Annotated in this window: 14 protein-coding genes; 10 read left to right on the top strand and 4 right to left on the bottom strand. The window is 68.8% G+C overall.

Annotation, left to right across the window (positions count from 1 at the left end):
- Positions 1-99: 99 nt before the first annotated feature.
- From NOSIN_RS23020 to NOSIN_RS23030, 3 genes are all read right to left on the bottom strand, one after another.
- A complete protein-coding gene (locus NOSIN_RS23020; RefSeq protein WP_077692734.1) occupies positions 100-573 on the bottom strand; it encodes a hypothetical protein in 474 nt (157 codons plus the stop codon).
- Positions 570-3,026 (bottom strand): molybdopterin oxidoreductase family protein, encoded by a 2,457-nt coding sequence (locus tag NOSIN_RS23025; RefSeq protein ID WP_077692735.1) that lies wholly within the window; start codon positions 3,024-3,026, stop codon positions 570-572. The genes NOSIN_RS23020 and NOSIN_RS23025 overlap by 4 nt, the downstream gene beginning before the upstream one ends.
- A 118-nt stretch (positions 3,027-3,144) precedes the next feature.
- Positions 3,145-4,695 (bottom strand): serine hydrolase domain-containing protein, encoded by a 1,551-nt coding sequence (locus tag NOSIN_RS23030; protein ID WP_077692736.1) that lies wholly within the window; start codon positions 4,693-4,695, stop codon positions 3,145-3,147.
- A gap of 187 nt (positions 4,696-4,882) precedes the next feature.
- On the opposite strand from NOSIN_RS23030, the gene NOSIN_RS23035 reads away from it, so the two are divergent.
- Complete coding sequence (locus NOSIN_RS23035) at positions 4,883-6,340, top strand: sensor histidine kinase (RefSeq protein WP_077692737.1); 1,458 nt, start codon at positions 4,883-4,885, stop codon at positions 6,338-6,340.
- Positions 6,337-6,993 carry a response regulator gene (locus NOSIN_RS23040; RefSeq protein WP_077692738.1) on the top strand — a complete coding sequence of 219 codons (657 nt, stop codon included), beginning with the start codon at positions 6,337-6,339 and terminating at the stop codon, positions 6,991-6,993. Before NOSIN_RS23035 ends, NOSIN_RS23040 begins: the two co-directional genes overlap by 4 nt.
- A 21-nt stretch (positions 6,994-7,014) precedes the next feature.
- On the opposite strand, the gene NOSIN_RS23045 is transcribed toward NOSIN_RS23040, so the two are convergent.
- A complete protein-coding gene (locus NOSIN_RS23045) occupies positions 7,015-7,296 on the bottom strand; it encodes a hypothetical protein (protein ID WP_077692739.1) in 282 nt (93 codons plus the stop codon).
- Between the two features lie 1,013 nt (positions 7,297-8,309).
- On the opposite strand from NOSIN_RS23045, the gene NOSIN_RS23050 reads away from it, so the two are divergent.
- The 8 genes from NOSIN_RS23050 to NOSIN_RS23085 are packed head-to-tail and all read left to right on the top strand — an operon-like array spanning position 8,310 to position 17,313.
- Entirely contained in the window at positions 8,310-9,488 is a 1,179-nt protein-coding gene (locus NOSIN_RS23050; RefSeq protein WP_170293608.1) for an ATP-grasp domain-containing protein, read from the top strand.
- On the top strand, positions 9,485-10,729 hold the full coding sequence (locus tag NOSIN_RS23055; protein ID WP_077692741.1) for an ATP-grasp domain-containing protein: 1,245 nt from the start codon (positions 9,485-9,487) through the stop codon (positions 10,727-10,729). The genes NOSIN_RS23050 and NOSIN_RS23055 overlap by 4 nt, the downstream gene beginning before the upstream one ends.
- Positions 10,726-12,156, top strand: a complete 1,431-nt coding sequence (locus tag NOSIN_RS23060; protein ID WP_077692742.1) for a coproporphyrinogen-III oxidase family protein — start codon at positions 10,726-10,728, stop codon at positions 12,154-12,156. The genes NOSIN_RS23055 and NOSIN_RS23060 overlap by 4 nt, the downstream gene beginning before the upstream one ends.
- Positions 12,153-13,409 (top strand): MFS transporter, encoded by a 1,257-nt coding sequence (locus NOSIN_RS23065; protein ID WP_077692743.1) that lies wholly within the window; start codon positions 12,153-12,155, stop codon positions 13,407-13,409. The genes NOSIN_RS23060 and NOSIN_RS23065 overlap by 4 nt, the downstream gene beginning before the upstream one ends.
- Entirely contained in the window at positions 13,402-14,616 is a 1,215-nt protein-coding gene (locus NOSIN_RS23070; RefSeq protein ID WP_077692744.1) for an ATP-grasp domain-containing protein, read from the top strand. Before NOSIN_RS23065 ends, NOSIN_RS23070 begins: the two co-directional genes overlap by 8 nt.
- On the top strand, positions 14,613-15,002 hold the full coding sequence (speD, locus tag NOSIN_RS23075) for an adenosylmethionine decarboxylase (protein WP_170293607.1): 390 nt from the start codon (positions 14,613-14,615) through the stop codon (positions 15,000-15,002). Before NOSIN_RS23070 ends, speD begins: the two co-directional genes overlap by 4 nt.
- Positions 14,999-16,309 carry a tryptophan 2,3-dioxygenase gene (locus NOSIN_RS23080; RefSeq protein ID WP_077692746.1) on the top strand — a complete coding sequence of 437 codons (1,311 nt, stop codon included), beginning with the start codon at positions 14,999-15,001 and terminating at the stop codon, positions 16,307-16,309. The genes speD and NOSIN_RS23080 overlap by 4 nt, the downstream gene beginning before the upstream one ends.
- A gap of 14 nt (positions 16,310-16,323) precedes the next feature.
- Positions 16,324-17,313 (top strand): methyltransferase, encoded by a 990-nt coding sequence (locus NOSIN_RS23085; protein WP_216349819.1) that lies wholly within the window; start codon positions 16,324-16,326, stop codon positions 17,311-17,313.
- Positions 17,314-17,329 lie beyond the last annotated feature (16 nt).

Genomic DNA, 17,329 nt, shown 5'->3' on the forward strand with positions numbered 1-17,329 from the left:
CCCTCCACGCGCGGCGTCACCGGCGGGGAGGGGCTCCTCGGAACACGGGGGCGTCGCCGTGGCCGCCTCCGCGTCGGGCGGCGGCCACGGCGGCGGCCCTCAGCTCGCCAGGATCTGCGGCGAGACCGTCTTGAGCATCGCGTCGGCCCACTTCATCTGCCGCAGGGACTGCGGGTGGCACCGCTTGGTGAGTGCGAGCAGGTCGGGGTCCGCGACCACCTGCGCACCCTGTCCGAGCAGGTCCCAGTCCAGGGATACGCCCGCGGCCATGCGGTACAGCCGTCGCAGGTCCGCCAGGAGCAGCAGTTCCGGGCCGGAGTCCTCGCCCGGGATCTCACCCGCCTCCTCCGTGGGCGGTTCCGGGTTCTCCAGGTCCGGGTTCCCCAGATCCAGGCCGTAGCGGGGCCCGGCCGCGACGATCTCCCGCACGTGCTCCCGTGACCAGCGGACCAGGTCCTGTGCCACGTGGTGGATCTCCTGCTCCTTCGCGTGCCGGTCGGCGAGCCTGAGCAGCTCCCCTGCCAGGGCGCTCTCCGAGTCGTACAGTTCACGCAGTGCCACACCGATCTTCATCGCGTACCTCCACCGAGGCGCTCCTCGGAGGCGGCTCCGGGGCCGCCCGTGGTCTCGGTCGTCCCGGCGCCGACCGGCCGGGACGCGGTCGTCGTCGGCGCGGGCGCCGGTACGCCGCCACCGGAGCCCACGAGCCGCAGCCGGGCCGCCGAGGTCTTGAACAGGGGCTGCTTGGACACCGGGTCCCAGTCGGTGACGGTCGTCTCGTTGGCCGCCCGGTCCCTCCTGCCGGCCTCCTCGTCCGTCACGGTGTCCCAGTAGCCGTAGTGGAACGGGACGAAGAGCACCCCGGAGCGGATCTCGTTGATCCGCGCCCGTGCCCGGATCACCCCGCGCGGCGAGGCCACCTCGACGTGGTCGCCCTCGGACACCCCGGCCTCCCGCGCGTCGTCGGGGGAGATCTCCACCCAGACGTCGGGGGCCGCCTTCTGCAACTGGGGAGAGCGCCCGGTCTTGGTGCGCGTGTGGAAGTGGTAGAGCGTGCGGCCGGTGATGAGCGCGAAGGGGTACTCCCCGTCCGGCTTCTCGTGCGGAGGCAGGTACTCGGCGGCCTTGATGATCGCCCTGCCCTCGGGGTTCATCGCCTTGTACTCGGTCGGCTCCAGCGGTGCGCCGGTGACCAGGTCGCGGCCGTAGCTCTCGCACTGGTCGGGCTCGGCCCAGAACCGGCCGTCGGCGTAGAGCCGCTCGGTGCCGTCCGGGTTCTCGTCGTTGCAGGGCCACTGGACGCCGCCGCTGCCGCGCAGCTTCTCGTGGGTCAGTCCGGTGTAGTCGCACAGCTGGCCGGCGCTGGCCCGCTTCCACGCCTCGAAGGCCGACTCCGGGTCGTGCCACTGCGGGAAGGGCTCCCCGTCCTTGTCGCGAAAGTCCATCCGCCGCGCGTAGTCCAGGAAGATGTCGAGGTCCGACCGGGCCTCGCCGGGCGGGTCGACGGCCTTGTCGGACAGGTGGACGGTGCGGTCGGCGTTGGTGAACGTCCCCGTCTTCTCACCCCAGGTCGCGGCGGGCAGGACCACGTCCGCGAGTTCGGCGGTCTCGCTCATGAAGATGTCCTGTACCACCAGGAACAGGCCCTGCTGCGCGAGCAGCGAGCGGATCCGCTCCAGCTCCGGCAGCGACACCGCGGGGTTGGTGGCGCTGATCCACAGGAACTGGATCGACCCCTTCTCGGCGTAGCGCATGATCTGCATCGCGTGCGTGGGCGGCGCGTAGTGCGGAATCCGCATCGGATCGAGGTTCCACACCGCGGCGAGGTCCTCGATGTGCTTGTCGTTGCTCCAGTTGCGAAAGCCCGTGAGGTCGCCGTCGGCTCCGCACTCGCGCGTGTTCTGCGCCGTGGGCTGCCCGTTCATCTGCAGGATCCCCGCCCCGGGCTTGCCGAGCATGCCGCGGACCAGGTGGATGTTGTTGACCTGGACGGAGGCGGCGGTCGCCTGGTGGGACTGGTAGAAGCCCTGGAGCACGGTCGACATCAGCCGCTCGGCGTTTCCGAGCAGCTCCGCCGCCTCGCGGATCCGCTCCGCCGGGACGTCGCAGATGTCGGCGACGTGCTCGGGCGTGTAGTCGGCGACCCGCTTGGCCAGTTCCTCGTAACCGACCGTGTGCGCGTCGACGTAGTCGTGGTCGACCATGTCCCGACGGATGATCTCGTGCAGGATGCCGTTCATCAGCGCGACGTTGGTCCCGGGGAGCGGCGCCAGGTGCACCGCGGCCTCCCTCGCCACCGGGGTCGGCCGGGGATCGACGCACAGCAGCTCGGGCGGGTTGGGCCCGGCCAGGCGGTCGAGTACACGTGTCCACAGCACCGTCTGGGTCTCGGCCATGTTGTGGCCGTAGAGGGCGATGACGTCGGCGTGGTCGATGTCGGTGTAGGAGCCGGGCTGCCCGTCGCAGCCGAACGACTCCTTGAGCGCCGCGGCCGCGGTCGCCGTGCACAGCCGGGTGTTGCCGTCCATGTGGTTGGTGCCGAGCGCGCCGTGGCCGATGGCGGCGAGCGTGTAGTACTCCTCCAGGAAGAGCTGTCCGCTGGTGTAGAAGCCCAGCGCGCTGGGGCCCTGCTCGTCGAGCAGTTCCTTGCTGCGCCGTACGACCAGGTCCATCGCGGTGTCCCAGTCGGTCTCGACCAGCTCACCGCCCCGCCGGACCAGGGGCCGGGTGAGCCGGTCCGGTGAGTGGTTGGCCTGCCACCCGTAGAGGTCCTTGGGTCCGAGGCGCCCGTGGTTGACCCGGTCGACCTCCCTGCCGCGTACCCCCACGATCTGCCCGTCCTTGACGGCGATGTCGAGTCCGTCGCCGTTGGAGTGCAGGATCGTCGCGGACTGCACCCAGCGGTCCACCTGGTCGGGCGTGACCCCCTCGGCGAGGTGGCTGTCCACCCTGGTCGGCCATCCCTGGCCGGGCCCGTAGGGGGTCCGTGACCCCCATGGTTCGGCGATCCGGTCTTTCGACGGCATCGACACCCCTCCTCTCAGAGCTGAGCCGCGGAGAACGTGCTCACCGCTACCCAGCAGGCAGGCGTGCAAACGGTGCGTGGTCCGGTGCGGCCACCCGAGCCCGCCCTCGGTGAGGGGCTCATGCCGATCGCCGTGCCCGGACCACCGCGGCGGTCCGGGCGGCGATCACCGCCAGGCAGGCCAGGGCGGCGACGGCGAGGAAGGTCAGCTCGGCGGGTACGCCGTAGAAGCGCTGGAGCCATGTGCCCTCCCTGCCGCCCATGACGAGGGTGATCGCGCTGTCGGCGCCGAGCAGCGCCGCCGGGGGGACCAGGTAGGGCAGGAAGGTCGATCCGACCCGCCACCGGGGACGACCGGCGCGGCGGGACGCCCATCCACGTGCCCGCAGCACCCCGCGCGTGCCCAGGACCAGCGCGAGCAGGGTGAGCGCGCCGAAGGCGGCGTCGACCTTCCACAGCACGGAGTCCCCGACCGGCGGCTCACGGCCCTCGGTCAGCGCGATGAGGCCCTCGACCAGCCCCCAGGTGTCCTCCTCGGTGAGGGTGATCCCGCTGTTGAACAGCGCGACGAAGCCGTAGCCGGTGCTGGGGACCAGTACCTGGTAGGAGGAGTAGGTGGACACCATGCCGCCGTGCCAGACCTGGTCCGCTCCGGCGCCGTCCTCCGGGCCGCGCCGCATCCAGCCCAGCCCGTAGCGTCCGTTCGGTGCCGAGGGGGTGTGCATCAGCTCGACCGACTCCGCCGAGACGAGCTCCGTGCCGTCCGGCGCGCGGCCGCCGTCGCCCTGGAGGATCACCCAGCGCGCCATGTCCTCGGCGGTGGAGACCACCCCGCCCGCCCCGGTGCTGAAGTGCTCGGGCTCGGGGGCGGGGATGTTCAGGCCGTAGGCGCGCACGTGGCCCCGCGCCGGGTCCGGCACGGTACCCGTGGCCGGGTCCGGGGAGGAGGTGTCGTCCATCCCGGCGGGGGCGAAGACGTGCTCCTCCATGTACTCGGTGAAGGGCCGGCCGCCGACCACCTCCACCAGGCGGGCCGCGACATGGTAGTTGGGGTTGTGGTACTCCCACTCCTCACCCGGGGCGGCGGACAACCCGGCCCCGTCCATCTGCGCCACCGCCTCGTCCAGGGAGGTGGGACGCCGTGGGCGGTCGACCGGGGAGAAGCCCTGGTCCGACATCCCCGAACTCTGGCCCAGGAGTTGGCGCACGGTGATGCGTGCGCCTCGGGGGTCGGCGATCCCGAAGCCGGGCAGGTAGTCGTACACCGGCCGGTCCAGTTCGACGTCGCCGCCCTCCACCAGTTGCATGACGGCCAGCGCGGTCATCGACTTGCTCAGCGAGGCGATGCGCATCGGGGTGTCCGCGCGCAGCGGCTCGCCCCCGCCGTCGGCGCCGTATCCGCCGGTGTGCACGGTCTCCCCGTCCAGGGTCACCGCGACGGCGGCTCCGGGCAGGCCCCTGCGCTCCACGTACGCGGCGGCGAACCGGTCCAGTTCCGCCGCGCTCACCGGCTCCCCGGATACGGAGACACCGGACGCCGCGGCGGGTACCGGGGACAGGGCGGGGCAGAGCACGGTGACGGCCAGCGCGGTGACGAACAGTGAGCGGGTGACCGGGGAGCGGGTGACCAGGGCGCCCCGCCGCGTCGGCGCGTCGGGTGGGTGGTGCATCGTCGTCCTCCAAGGGATGATCGCCCGGATGCGGCGACAGGCACGCTAGGCGCGGCGGCGAGGCGGACACATCCCCCGGGAGCGGCCGGTCCGGCGGACCGCGCGCCCCCTTCGTGGCGGTGGGCGCTTACCGGTCGGCACTTTCGGGTGATATCCGCCTGACATCGCGTTTTGTAGCCTTGCCACCGTGAGAACAGCCCTCGACGGACTCCTCCTGACGGCTCTGGTCCTCCTGGCCGGTCTGAACGCCGTACTCCCCTTCGGCGTCGACGGCCTGCTGCCGGAGGCCTCCGCGGGCCTGGCCGTGGCGTCCTACCTGCTCGGGCGCTCCCCGGTTCCGGCCCGGGTGGCCTGTCCCACCGTGGCCGCCGTCCTCCTGCTGCACCCGGTCCTCGCCCTCATGCTCGACCGGGGACCGACCCCGGCCCTGGCCGGCGGCGCCCTCGCGGTGCTGTGCGCGGTGACCCCGTGGCTGGCGGGCCGCTACCTGCGCCGGCGTGCCGAGGCCGCCGGACTCGGCTGGCGCCGCGCCGAGCTGCTCGAATGCGAACAGGAGGTGGCGGCCGAGCGCGAGCGCGTGCGTGAGCGCGCCCGGATCGCCGCGCGCATGCACGACTCCCTGGGGCACGAGCTGACCCTCATCGCCGTGCGCGCGGGAGCCCTGGAGGTGGACCGGGACCTGGAGGCGGAGGACTACCGGCGCGGCGTCGCCGAACTGGGCGCGGGCGCGATCAGCTCGGTGGAGCGGTTGCAGGAGATCATCGGGCTGCTGCGCGAGGAGTCGGATGAACCGCCCACCGACCCCTCCCGGGAGGACTTCCGATCCCTCGTGGAGCGGGTCCGTGAGTCGGGGATGGGCGTGGACTCCCGTGGAGAGGAGCTGTGGGACACCCTCTCCCCGCGGGCCCGGGAGGTCCTGTACTCGGTGGCGCGGGAGGCCCTGACCAACGCCGCCAAGCACGCCCCCGGCGCGCCGGTCACCCTGGAACTGCGGAGTGCCGGGGGTGAGAGCGTCCTGACGGTGGCCAACGGAGCCTCCCGGAAGGCGGAGGGCTCCGCCCTGGCCTCGGGCGGACACGGCCTGTCCGGGCTGCGCGAGCGGCTGCGCACCGCCGGCGGCTCCCTCCTGGCCGAGGCGGAGGCGGACGGCGGCTTCACCGTACGGGCCCGCCTGCCGCTGGCCGGAGAAGCCCCGCTCCCCGGCCCGGCTTCGGCCCCGTCCCCGGCCTCGGGGCCGGCCTCGGAGTCCGGGCGCCAGCGCACGGCCAGCCGGAGCAGTGCCCGGAGCGCGCTGCTGGCGGCCGTCACCGTCCCGCTCTGCCTGCTCCTGTTCCTGGCGCTGCTCTGGGGCGGGTACTACGTCCACGCCTCCGCGCGCTCGGTCCTGCCACCGGACGGCTTCGCCGCCCTGAAGGTGGGGGAGTCCCGGGCGGACGCGGCGGCCGTCCTCCCCGCCGAGACGATGCTCGACCCGCCGACGGAGGCCGGAGCACCCGTCCCCGGCGCCTGGGCCTGTTCGCACTACCGCTCGCGGATGGCCTGGCCGGGTGCGCGGGTGGACGCCTACCGCCTGTGCTTCGACGACGGCGTCCTCGTGTCCAAGGACGTGCTCGTCCTGGGCGCCGACCGGGAGGAGAGCCGGTGATCCGCGTGCTGCTGGCCGACGACGAGCCCCTCATCAGGGTGGGCATCCGCACCATCCTGTCCTCGGACCCCGGGATCACCGTCGTCGCCGAGGCCGGTGACGGACACGAGGCCGCCGACCTCGCCGGGCGCCAGCGCCCCGACGTGGCGCTCCTGGACATCCAGATGCCCGGGGCCGACGGCTTCACCGCCATCGAACTGGTCCACCGGGCCTCACCTGCGACCGCCGTCGCGATGCTGACCACCTTCGGCACTGACGATTACGTGGCCCGTGCCCTGGACGGCGGAGCGAACGGCTTCCTGCTGAAGGCGGCCACCCCGCGTGAACTGCTCACCGGTGTGCGCACGGTCGCCGAGGGCGGCGCCTTCCTGTCCCCCAAGGTCACCCGCCGCGTGATCACGGGCTTTCGCGCGAGGCGCGAGGCGCGGACCCGCCCCGACCACGAGCGCGTCGCCGCACTGAGCCCGCGCGAGCGCCAGGTCCTGGCCCTGCTCGGAGCGGGTGCGTCCAACGCCGAGATCGCCCGTGAACTGCACCTGGCCGAGGACACCGTCAAGACCCACGTCAGCGCGGTGTACGTGCGCCTGGGTGTGCGCAACCGCGTGCAGGCCGCCATCATCGCCCACGACAGCGGCCTCGCCGCCGAACGCTAGGCCGCCGGGCCGTCGCCCGGGTCAGGCCGTGCGTGTGGCGAGAAGCCGGGTGACCAGGGTGTTCTCGCGGGTGACCTGCTCGAAGACTTCGACGAGGGTCGCTGATGCGGCGAAGTAGACGCGGCGGCCCTTGCGGGTGAGGCGGAGCTGGAAGGCACGTCCGTCGCCGTCGACGCGGGCGCGGTCGACGAGTCCGGCGCCGGTGTCGGACTGGCGATCGTCGCCCCGATCTCCACGGTCGTGGTCACCGCCCACCTCGACCGCGGCGACGTCGCACAGGAGGCCGCCGCGGCCGGCGCGCACGCCGGGTTCTGGGTGCTGGCCGCGGTGTCGCTGCTGGCCGGGACCCCCGCGGTCGCTCCGGGGCGTGTCTCCACCCGCGCGGATGCCTAGGCCAAGGCCCGTTGCCCCTCGATGCGGGCCGTGGACGCGGAGCCCGTGTCTTCTGGCGGACCGTGGCCGGGGTGGCGGTCCTGAACATGACGAAGGGGCGCCACCAGATCGGTGACACCCCTTCGGAGCGCGGAGGATATGGGATTTGAACCCATGAGGGGGTTGCCCCCAACCGCATCAACAGGGCCATAGAGCAGGATCTGACGATCTCTTTGGGTGCCCCGTAATGCCATTTCATATGGTCAGGGGCAGCTTGGTGCGCCAAGGCGTGTTGCCCTGTACCCCTTCGTGTCGGAAGGTTCGTGCCAGGCTCGTGGCATGCGGAGTCGCTGTCATCGCTGCGATCGTCTCCGCCCGTCACGCATTGGCTCACCCTGTTGCGGTCCGGGGGAACAGGGGATCGGGCACGACGTGATCGATGCCGCCCAGCAACAGGGACTGGAACAGAGCGGTGCGGGCGGCGACCTCGATGCGCGCGAAGTTCTCGGTCGCCTCGTACAGGCCCCACGCGAGGGTGAAGGTGCCGTTCCGGTAGATGCTTCAGGAATTATGAGAGGCCTCCTGAACTGAACAGGAGCATGGCCGTATGTGGACAGGAACCTGGCCGTATGCGGCCAGGTTTTGAAGGCCCCACCGAGAAGATCGGAAGGCAGTTCTTTTCTGCTTCTGGGTGGATTGATCTTTTGGGCCACCGATTCACTCCTTGATGGCACACCACGGGAGCGAGCGTTCTCCCTGCTCAGCGAATTAAGAACACGGGTGGAAAACTTCCTCTAGCAGATCCATTGATGGAAGTCAATGCACATAAATACTCCTGTTGGTTCATGTTTGCCTCCGATATTGCGCTTCGGGCAGTATCAGGGCCGATCACAGCACCCCCGAATTTTCTATCGGCGTGGAGGCGTTTCTTGCGTAGAATTCTCATGGTCGGCTGCGGGTGGATGGGACGTCCCTATCTGCAAAGGGCCCATGGCCGGGGCCTGCAGGTCGCAGTTCTCGACTCCCCTGAGGCCTTCACATGGCCTGAGACCAAGGAGGCCCTGGGGCGTTTGGACCGCACCTACCCTGTTTCCGGGCGCGACCACGAGGCCTGGCTCTCCGGAGCCTCTGACGCCTTGGCGGACGGCCCGGTCGCGGGTGTGATCCCCTTCTCCGAACCCCACGTACTGGCGGCTGCGATGCTCGCCGAGGAGCTCGGGCTCCCCGGTCCCGGTGTCCGAGCCGCCCTGACCTCGCGGAACAAGGTCGCCCAGCGCGAGCTGTTCCAGCGGCATGGGCTTTCTCAGCCCGCGTTCCATGTCGCCCGAGGTGTGGAGTCGGCGCTCGCCTGGGTGGGCACCTCCTGGCCCGTGGTGGCCAAACCCATTTCCGGATCTGGCAGCCTCGGAGTCCGGATCGTCCACGACGAGTCAGAGCTTCGCGCCTGGTTCGAAGAGCGTGCCACGGAAGATCCGATGCTCATCGAGGAGTACCTGGATCACCCCGAGTACAGCGTCGAGGCGGTGACCGATCGGGGCTCCGTCGTATTCTCCAGCGTCACCGCGAAGACCACGGGTGCGCCGCCGTTCTTCGTGGAGACCGAACACAGGATCCCCGCCGAACAGGACGCCGACGAGCTGCTGCGGGGGGTCGTACAAGCGCTGGGGATGGGAAGCGGCATCCTCCACCTGGAGTACCGGGACGGACCCGGGGGGCCGCGCATCATGGAGGTCGCGGTACGTACCCCCGGGGACTACATCCTCGACGGTGTGGAAGCCGCTCTCAGCGTCGATCTCTATGACGCGGTCGTCGCCGTCGCCTGCGGCGAGCGCCCTCACCGGATCCAGCCCTCACACGGCGCTGCCGCCGTGTGGTTCCCCACCCCCGATCCGGGCACGGTGGTCGAGATCGTGGGAGCTGACAGGGTCGCCTCCCACGAGGGTGTCGTGAAGGTGGAGATCGACGTCGAGCCCGGAAGCAGCGTCAACCCGCTACGTTCGTCCATGGACCGCGTCGGGGTCGTGATCGTCAGGGCCGATACCTCGGACGAGCTGGAGGCTCGACTCAAGGTGGTCCGTGAGGAACTCGTGTTCCGGACCGTTCCCTCGGGAGAGGACGAATGACCGCGGTACACACCGAGTCCGTGGCCGCGGACCTCGGTGACGTGGTGCTCGTCAACCCCCTGATGACGGGTTATGGCTTCAAACGGGCCTGCCGGGAGCGCGGTTTGCGTGTGGTAGCCCTCTACACCCTGGACCGCGGGCTGCTCTCCTCACTCCAGGCCGACTACACCAGCGGGGACGACCTCTCCCTGTACGCCCGGGACGCCGCGGCCGCGCAGGGTCTGGTGGCATCGCCCGTACGCGCGGTCATTCCGACCACCGAGCCTTCCGTTGTCATCGCCGACGGGCTCAGCGGGGCACTCGGGCTCCCCGGCAATCCCACCGCCACCGCCCTCGCCCGACGCGACAAGACAGCGATGCGCACGCACGCTGCGGCCAGAGGAGTTCCGGTACCGGACTTCGAGGCGACATCCACGGAGGGCGTCGCTGCGGCCTTGGGCCGGGTCGGACATCCCGCGATCGTCAAACCAGCGACCGGCGCGGGCTCGCAGGGGACCGTCCTGGTGGCCGATCCGGCGGAGGCCGCATCCCTCGACCTCCGGACCGTCGACACCTTCGGCTCTCCCGTCGGTACCTGGCTGGTTGAACGCTACGTCCGGGGCCGGGAACTGGCGGTGAACACTTTCTCCCAGGGCGGTCGACACCGAGTCCTGGACGTGTGGGAGTACTGCCAGCCCTCCGAGAGCGACTACGACCAGCCGTACTGGGACGTGGTCCAGCTTTCCCCCGACGATCCCGGCCTCGCCCGTGCGACCAGCCTCGCCCTACGGGTACTGAACGCCTACGAGGTGGAGCTGGGTCCGGCACACGTCGAGGTCAAGATCGGTTTGGAGGGCGACTTCCTCATCGAGATCGCCACCCGTCTGCCCGGCGCCCACATGGTCGACCACTGGGAGCGCAACAGTACGATCCGCCCCTACGCGGACACCCTCGCCGCCTATCTGGGTGAGGACACCGGGCTGCTGGAGCGCGACCTCGGCTTCGACCGGGCCCTCGGTGTCTGTTGCCTCCGCAACGACGACCGACCCGGAACGATCACAGCCCTCACCAGCGCCGACGAACTGGCGGGGTTGCCCGGGGTCGAGGAAGTCTTCCTCCACGTCTCGCCCGGGGACATCATCCCCCTCACTCGTGACCTGGGAAGCCTTGTGGGCTTCGTCCTCGTCAGCGCTCCGGAGCACGAGACCTTGCGCGAGTACATGTCCCGCGTCCGTTCCCACGTGAAATTGGAGCTCGCATGATCAACCTGGTTCCGGGCAAGTCCCTGATGAAGTTCGACCAGCAACTCCCCGTCTACAACTGGCTCTACCCGATGAAGGGGCAGGAGCTCGACACCGTCACCCACCACGACTTCTACAGCGGTGTCGGAGCGGAGGGAGTACGCAGTAGAGCCCTGTATTTCCACATTCCCTTCTGCGACACCATCTGTACTTTCTGCACGCTCAACCGGGGGTTGGGAAGCACCGGTGACGAACAGATCGAGACCTACGTGCGCGCCCTGGTCAAGGAGATCGAGCTGAAGGGCCGGTACGCGTCGCTGACCTCACTGCCGATCCGGGCCATCTTCTTCGGTGGTGGCACCCCCTCGACACTGACCGCGGAGCAGATCACCCGCGTCGGCCGCGCCATCCACGACAACTTCGACCTCTCCGAACTGCGTGAGTTCACCTTCGAGACCGAGGTGAAGAGTGTCGACGAGGCCAAGTGCGCGGCCATGCGTGACATCGGGGTGAACAAGGTCCGGTTCGGGCTTCAGACGCTGGACCCGGTCTACCGCGAGCTGTTCAACGTGACTGCGACGCTGGACCAGGAGTACGAGGCGGTCGAGTTGTTCCGCCGCTACTTCGACTACACCAGCTTCGACATGATCTACGGCATGCACGGCCAGTCCTTCGAGGCGTTCTCCCGAGACATCGAGAAAGCCGTCAGCATGGGGACCGAGACGATCGAGCTCTACCCCATCACCAACATCGTGACGCAGGCGCCACTGCACAAGGGCTACGCCGAGAAGGGGTTGGAGCCCTTGTCCTTCACCCACAAGATGGCCATGACCATCTACCTGAACCAGTACATGCGCGCGGCCGGGTTCCAGCAACACAACGGCCATGGCTTTCTCCGGCTCCCCGAGGGCCAGGAGCCCGGACCGCACTTCATCTCGCGCGACTACACCAATCTCTACAACACCCACACCTGGTCACACCACGACGACGAACTGATCGGCTTCGGCAACAGCGGCATCTCCCAGCTCGGCAAGTACACCGTCATGAACGACGAGAACCGCACCACCTACGTGCGGCGCATGCTGGAGGACGGCGACGTCAAGATCAACCTGAGTATCGCCGACGAGGTTCCCTACGAACGCGGGGTGGTCTTCCACCTGCCGTACTTCGGCTACCTGGAGAAGGAGCGCATCCTCTGGGAACGGGTCCCCGCGGAGATCCCGCGCAAGCTCGACCGGCTGGTGGCCGAGCGCATGCTTGTGGAGGACGACCACGAGTACCGCATCACCGAGCTGGGATGGATCTGGTACGTCAACATGATGTACTACCTGTCCCCGGAGACCGATCAGCGTATCCTCGACGACTTCGTCACCCTCAAGCGACGGACACGCGGGCTGACCGACGGTGACAACAGGATGCTTCCGCTGCTGGACCAGGCGGGCGTATGAGCGAGTCCACACGTTCCCTTTGGACGTTCAGCCCGGACGAGCGCACCCTCATCACCGGTGCTCTGCTGAACTCGATGGCCTTCTTCGCGGTGCTACCGTTCGCCTCGCTCTATCTGGCCGACCGGACCGAACTCAGCACCCCGCTGATCGGCGCGGTCGTTGGAGGTATCGCCCTCATCGCGGCGGTGGGCGGCCTGTTCGGCGGTGCGCTCGTGGACCGTTCGCGAGCGCTGCGCCTGATGAGTCTCGGTCTGGCCGCCAACGTCATCATCTACTGCATGCTCGCCTTGGTGCGGACTCCGGTGATGATCATCGTGCTCCTGCTGATGCTCGGTGCGGCGCGCACCCTGGTCGAACCCGGCACGAAGAAGCTCCTGTCCCTGGCAGACACCGGAGACGGGCGGATCTTCCGGGTCCGCTACATCACCCTGTGCCTGGGGGCGATCATCGGTCCCGCGGTGGGCGCGGTGCTCTACAACATGAGCGCGCTGGCGTTCTTCCTGGTGCCGGCTGCCCTGTTCGCCCTGTACCTGTTGCTTGCGCTGACGCGGGCTCGCTCGCTGAACGCCCTGGAAGGGCCCAAGACCCCGAACCCGCGCTCCTCCCACGCTGTGGGCACGGCCCTGAGGGACCGTTCGCTGCTGTTGGCGGTGGGAGCGGGCGCCGTGATCTTCCTGGTCTTCTCCCAGGTCGAGTCGATCATCCCGCTGTACATGAGGGTGCAGTACGCCGAGCGGACCGAGTACCTTTTCGCTCTGCTTCTCATCTGCAACGCGGTCCTGGCGCTGGCCATGCAACCGGCGATCATGTGGCTGTCGGAGAAGCTTCCTCGGCGCCCGCTGATTCTCCTGGGCTGTGTGTCCTTTGCCCTGGCATTCGCGTTCTTCTGGCTGAGCCCCGTCCACCTGGCGCTGCTGTATGTCGGCATCGTCTTCTGGACGCTGGGCGAGGCGATCCTGCTACCGATGCCCGACATCGCCGTGCACGAGCTGGCAGTGGACGAGCACAAGGGCACATACTTCGGGCTGTCCGAACTGCGCCACCTGGGCTTCTTCGTCGGCCCTGTGGCGGGTGGATGGCTCCTGGACGCCCATGTCTCCTCCTACTTCCTGTTCATGGGACTGTTCATCTTCCTGTGCCTGCCCCTGCTGATGCGGATCAGCACAGCAGGTGGGCAGACCGAGGGTGGAGACCCCGAAACCGGGCCGTCAGCCTCGTCTCCCACACCGGACGGGGCGGTGAACCATGAATAGCGTTCGAGAACCCGGAACCCTCGTCATCGTTCACCGGGTTCCGGTCTCCATCACTCCACTACACGAGTGGCTTTCCGAGGTCCTGGACCGAATCGTCCTCATCACCTCGACCGAGTCCGCTGACGGGTATCGCGACGTTCTTGACTACGTCATCGCCGTTGACGACTACCCCCACAACCCTGCCGTGGTCGAGCACGTGGACGAGTTGTGCCGTACCCGCAGGGTCGAGCGGATCGTCTGTGGGACCGAGGACGACGCCCTGAGGGTCGCAGGGGCACGCGAGCGCTGGGGGATTCCCGGCATGACCGTGCATGAAACTCTTCCCTACCGGGACAAGCTGCTGATGAAGGACGCGGTGTCGACCGTGGTGCACACCCCGCGTTACACAGTGCCCGACAGCCTGGGCGAAGCCGAGGAATTCGCTGAACAGGCCGGCTGGCCCGTGGTCGTCAAGCCGCGCCTGGGATACGGGTCCCGGGGTGTGCGGGTGGTGGGTAACGCCGACTCCCTCCGTGAGGAGCTGGTCGGTCGTTCCGGCGACGACCTTCTCCTGGAGGAGTACGTCCCCGGGACGGTCCACCACGTCGACGGTTTCGCCTACCAGGGAAAGGTCCTCTGGTCGGTCTCCTCCCGCTACCTGAACAATTGCCTGTCCTGGCAGGAGGGCACGTCCCTGGGCAGCGCCCAGACGGACCCCGAAGACGTCCTCACCAAGCGGCTCGAAGCCTTCGCCCAGGCGGTGGCGGAGGTGCTCCCGATCCCGGAGCCCACACCGTTCCACCTCGAGGTGTTCCAGCACGCGAAGACCAGCGAACTGTACTTCTGTGAGACGGCGGCCCGCACCGGAGGCGGCCACATCCTGGACGTCCTCGAACGTGCCACCGGAATGAACTGTGTGCGCGAGTGGTACCGGAGCCAGTGCGGGCTTCCTCACCGCGCGGACCGACCAGAGTTCTCCTCCGAACGCTTCGGTTTCCTCCTGGTACCGCCCCGCCAAGGCCGACTTCGGTCGATCGCCGACGACTATCCGGTGTACGCGGACGTTCGGATGAACGCCTCGCCTCCCCAGGTCTTCGGCCCGGCCGCTGCCAGCACCGACACCGTCATGGGACTGATCGTGTCGGGAACGTCCAACGAACTGGTCGAGGAACGTCTGTCCTCCTGTATGGAGTGGGCGTCGCGAGCCATGGAATGGGAGACGCCATGAGCGACTTCGACTTCACCGGTACGCACGTGCTGTGTGACATCAGTGAGGTGGCCCGGGAACTGATCGAGAACGACGACCTCGTCCTGGACGCGGTGCTCCGGGGAATCAAAGCCTCCGGAGCGACCCTGTGCGGAACCCGGTCACAGAAGTTCGAACCGCTGGGAGTCACCGCGGTCTTCGTGCTCTCCGAATCCCACGTGTCGGTCCACACCTACCCCGAGCGGCGATCGGTGTTCGTCGATGCGTTCACCTGTGGGACCCGCTGCGACCCGGAACAGATCGTTGAGGAGGTCCTGCGGACACTCGGCCCCTGCGAGGCCAGGACCAGCGTCATCCACCGGGGCACGCCGGTGCGGAGCCTGGCTGCGGCAGCGGAGGCGCTGTGAGCGCCCCGACCGGCCTCGCGCGGACAGAGGACACCACCGGCTTGGCGGAGGCGGGCGTCGGCGGGACGAGCCTTCGGGTACTGCCGCCCACGTCCTGCCTCCGGGCGCTGATGACCGCACGGCGCGCGGTACGTGAGTGGTCCGGTGAGCGGCGTTCGGGACAACTACGCCCCTTCCCGTTCACCGAGGTTCTCACGCACTTGAAATCGGTGGGGCGGTCACGGATCGACCCCGACCTGCGAGCGGAACTCGTGGCCGCGCGCGCCTACACCTGGCCTGGCAGTGGCCTGCTCCGCGAGTGGCTCCCCATGGCCCTGGACCAGGACGACGCCGACTACGACTCCTACGTGGGCAACGCGATCCTGACCGCCGCCTCAGCCACCGAGGGAGGGATGGCGTCCGAGCAGTTGGTGGACGCGACTCTGGTCGCTGCCACGGCGGATCTGGTCATGCTGGAAGCAGAGGCGCTGACCGCACATCCCTCGGTGGCCCAGTCGGTCCGGGTGCGTTCCTCTGTCCGGGTGCTGACGCGTGTACACGAACTCGCACCAGGTTTCGCACTGCCGCGTCAGTTGATCGACGAGCCCTTGGCACTCCTGGATCGGTGGGCCCGTATGAACGATGTGGCGACCGCTCACGCCTCCTACCAGTGCGCGGTGGCGGTGAGCGGTCAGGTGCCCTCAGTGGTCCGAGACGCCATTGACATCACTCTGCTACCCACCACCAGAGTGCATGACGAACAGATGTTCGTACGGTGCATCCAGATCTTCGAAAGCCTGTACCGGCAGGTCGCTGACCGTGTCGCACAAAGCATCATCGCTTTGGACGCGGGGAACACGGACCAGACGGTCGCACTGCTGGCGGAGGCTGCCCGCAGGGTGCGGGCCACACGGGTGCTCTACCGCGTGCTGACCACCATGCCACCCGACGCGTTCGCGGTCATCCGTGCGCACACACACGGGCGGAGCGCGGTGCAGTCCCGCCCCTACCGGCGAGTGGAGGATCTGAGCGCGCCGCGACCCCCAGGCGGCTCCCAGGCCTCCACAACCGATGCGGACCGATGCGGGACCACCCTCCAAGAGATCCTGCTCCTTCGGGAAAGGGAACTCGGCCGTGAGGCCGCGACACCCGTACGGCAGACGATGAGTGAACTCGACTCCGCCTGGCGGGCGATGAAACGCAGTCACTGGGGCGTGACCCTCAAGACCATCGGGAAGGTGCGGGGCACCGGTGGAACGGCGGGAGCCGACTATCTCCGTGTCACCGCGCAACGCCCACTGTTCCCTCTTCTGTCCACACCGGCCTGACTGGGGTCCCATTCATGGATACGAACACCGCCACGTCACACAACACCGCCATGCGGCGCACGATCATGGGTTTCATCGTCTCCCGGGCTGTGTGCGCCGTTACCCGGGCCGGGGTGCCAGACCTGTTGGCGGACGGCCCCCGCGACGTCGCCGAACTCGCCGCAGCCAGTGGGACCGACCCGGGTGCGCTGGGCAGGTTCCTGCGAGTGCTGTCCGCCGAGGGGATTCTCATCGAACCGGAGCCCGGAGTCTACGCACTGTCCGCCGCAGGGAACCTGTTACGTGCCGACGTCCCGGGGTCGTTACGCCACTTCACCGAACTCATGTCAGCGGAGGCCTACCTCGTGTGGGAAGCGGCGGAGGAATCCCTGCGCAGTGGCGGCTCGGCCTTTCCCTCGATGTTCGGTCGCCCCTACTTCACGTGGTTGACGGAACAGCCAGAGGCCGCCGAGCGCTTCGACAGGGCCCAAGCGGGGCTGGTGGAACTGCGCCTGCTGCCGCTGCTGGAGTGGGACTGGTCCGAAGTCAACTCGGTCGTGGATGTCGGCGGAGGCGATGGTGCCCTGCTCCGGAAGGTGCTCGCCGCCCACCCCCACCTGTCGGGCACCCTCCTGGATCTCCCCCACGTGGTGGAGAACGTCCAAGGGGATGGCCTTGTCCGTGTCAGCGGGAATTTCCTCGAGGAAGTGCCCAAGGGAGCGGATGTGTACGTGCTCTCACAGATCCTGCATGACTGGGACGACTCCGACGCCGTGCGTATCCTGCGCACCTGCCGGGAGGCGGTACCCGCACACGGCCGTCTGCTGGTGGTGGAACAGATCCTGCGGGACGACGGTGTCCCCGACCCCGTGCTGCTTCTGGACCTGCACATGCTGGTGCTGCTCGGGGGCAGGGAGCGGGCCGAGCCGGAGTGGGAGCGACTGTTCGCCGCAGGCGGGTTCACCCTCACCTCGACACGCACCGGCCCCAGGTCCGCTCTGCTGGAGGCACGCCCGTCAGAATGACGCCGCGAAGGGCCCT

Origin of the sequence: Nocardiopsis sinuspersici (assembly GCF_001998325.1) — a bacterium.
In the GTDB taxonomy this organism is placed as follows: domain Bacteria; phylum Actinomycetota; class Actinomycetes; order Streptosporangiales; family Streptosporangiaceae; genus Nocardiopsis; species Nocardiopsis sinuspersici.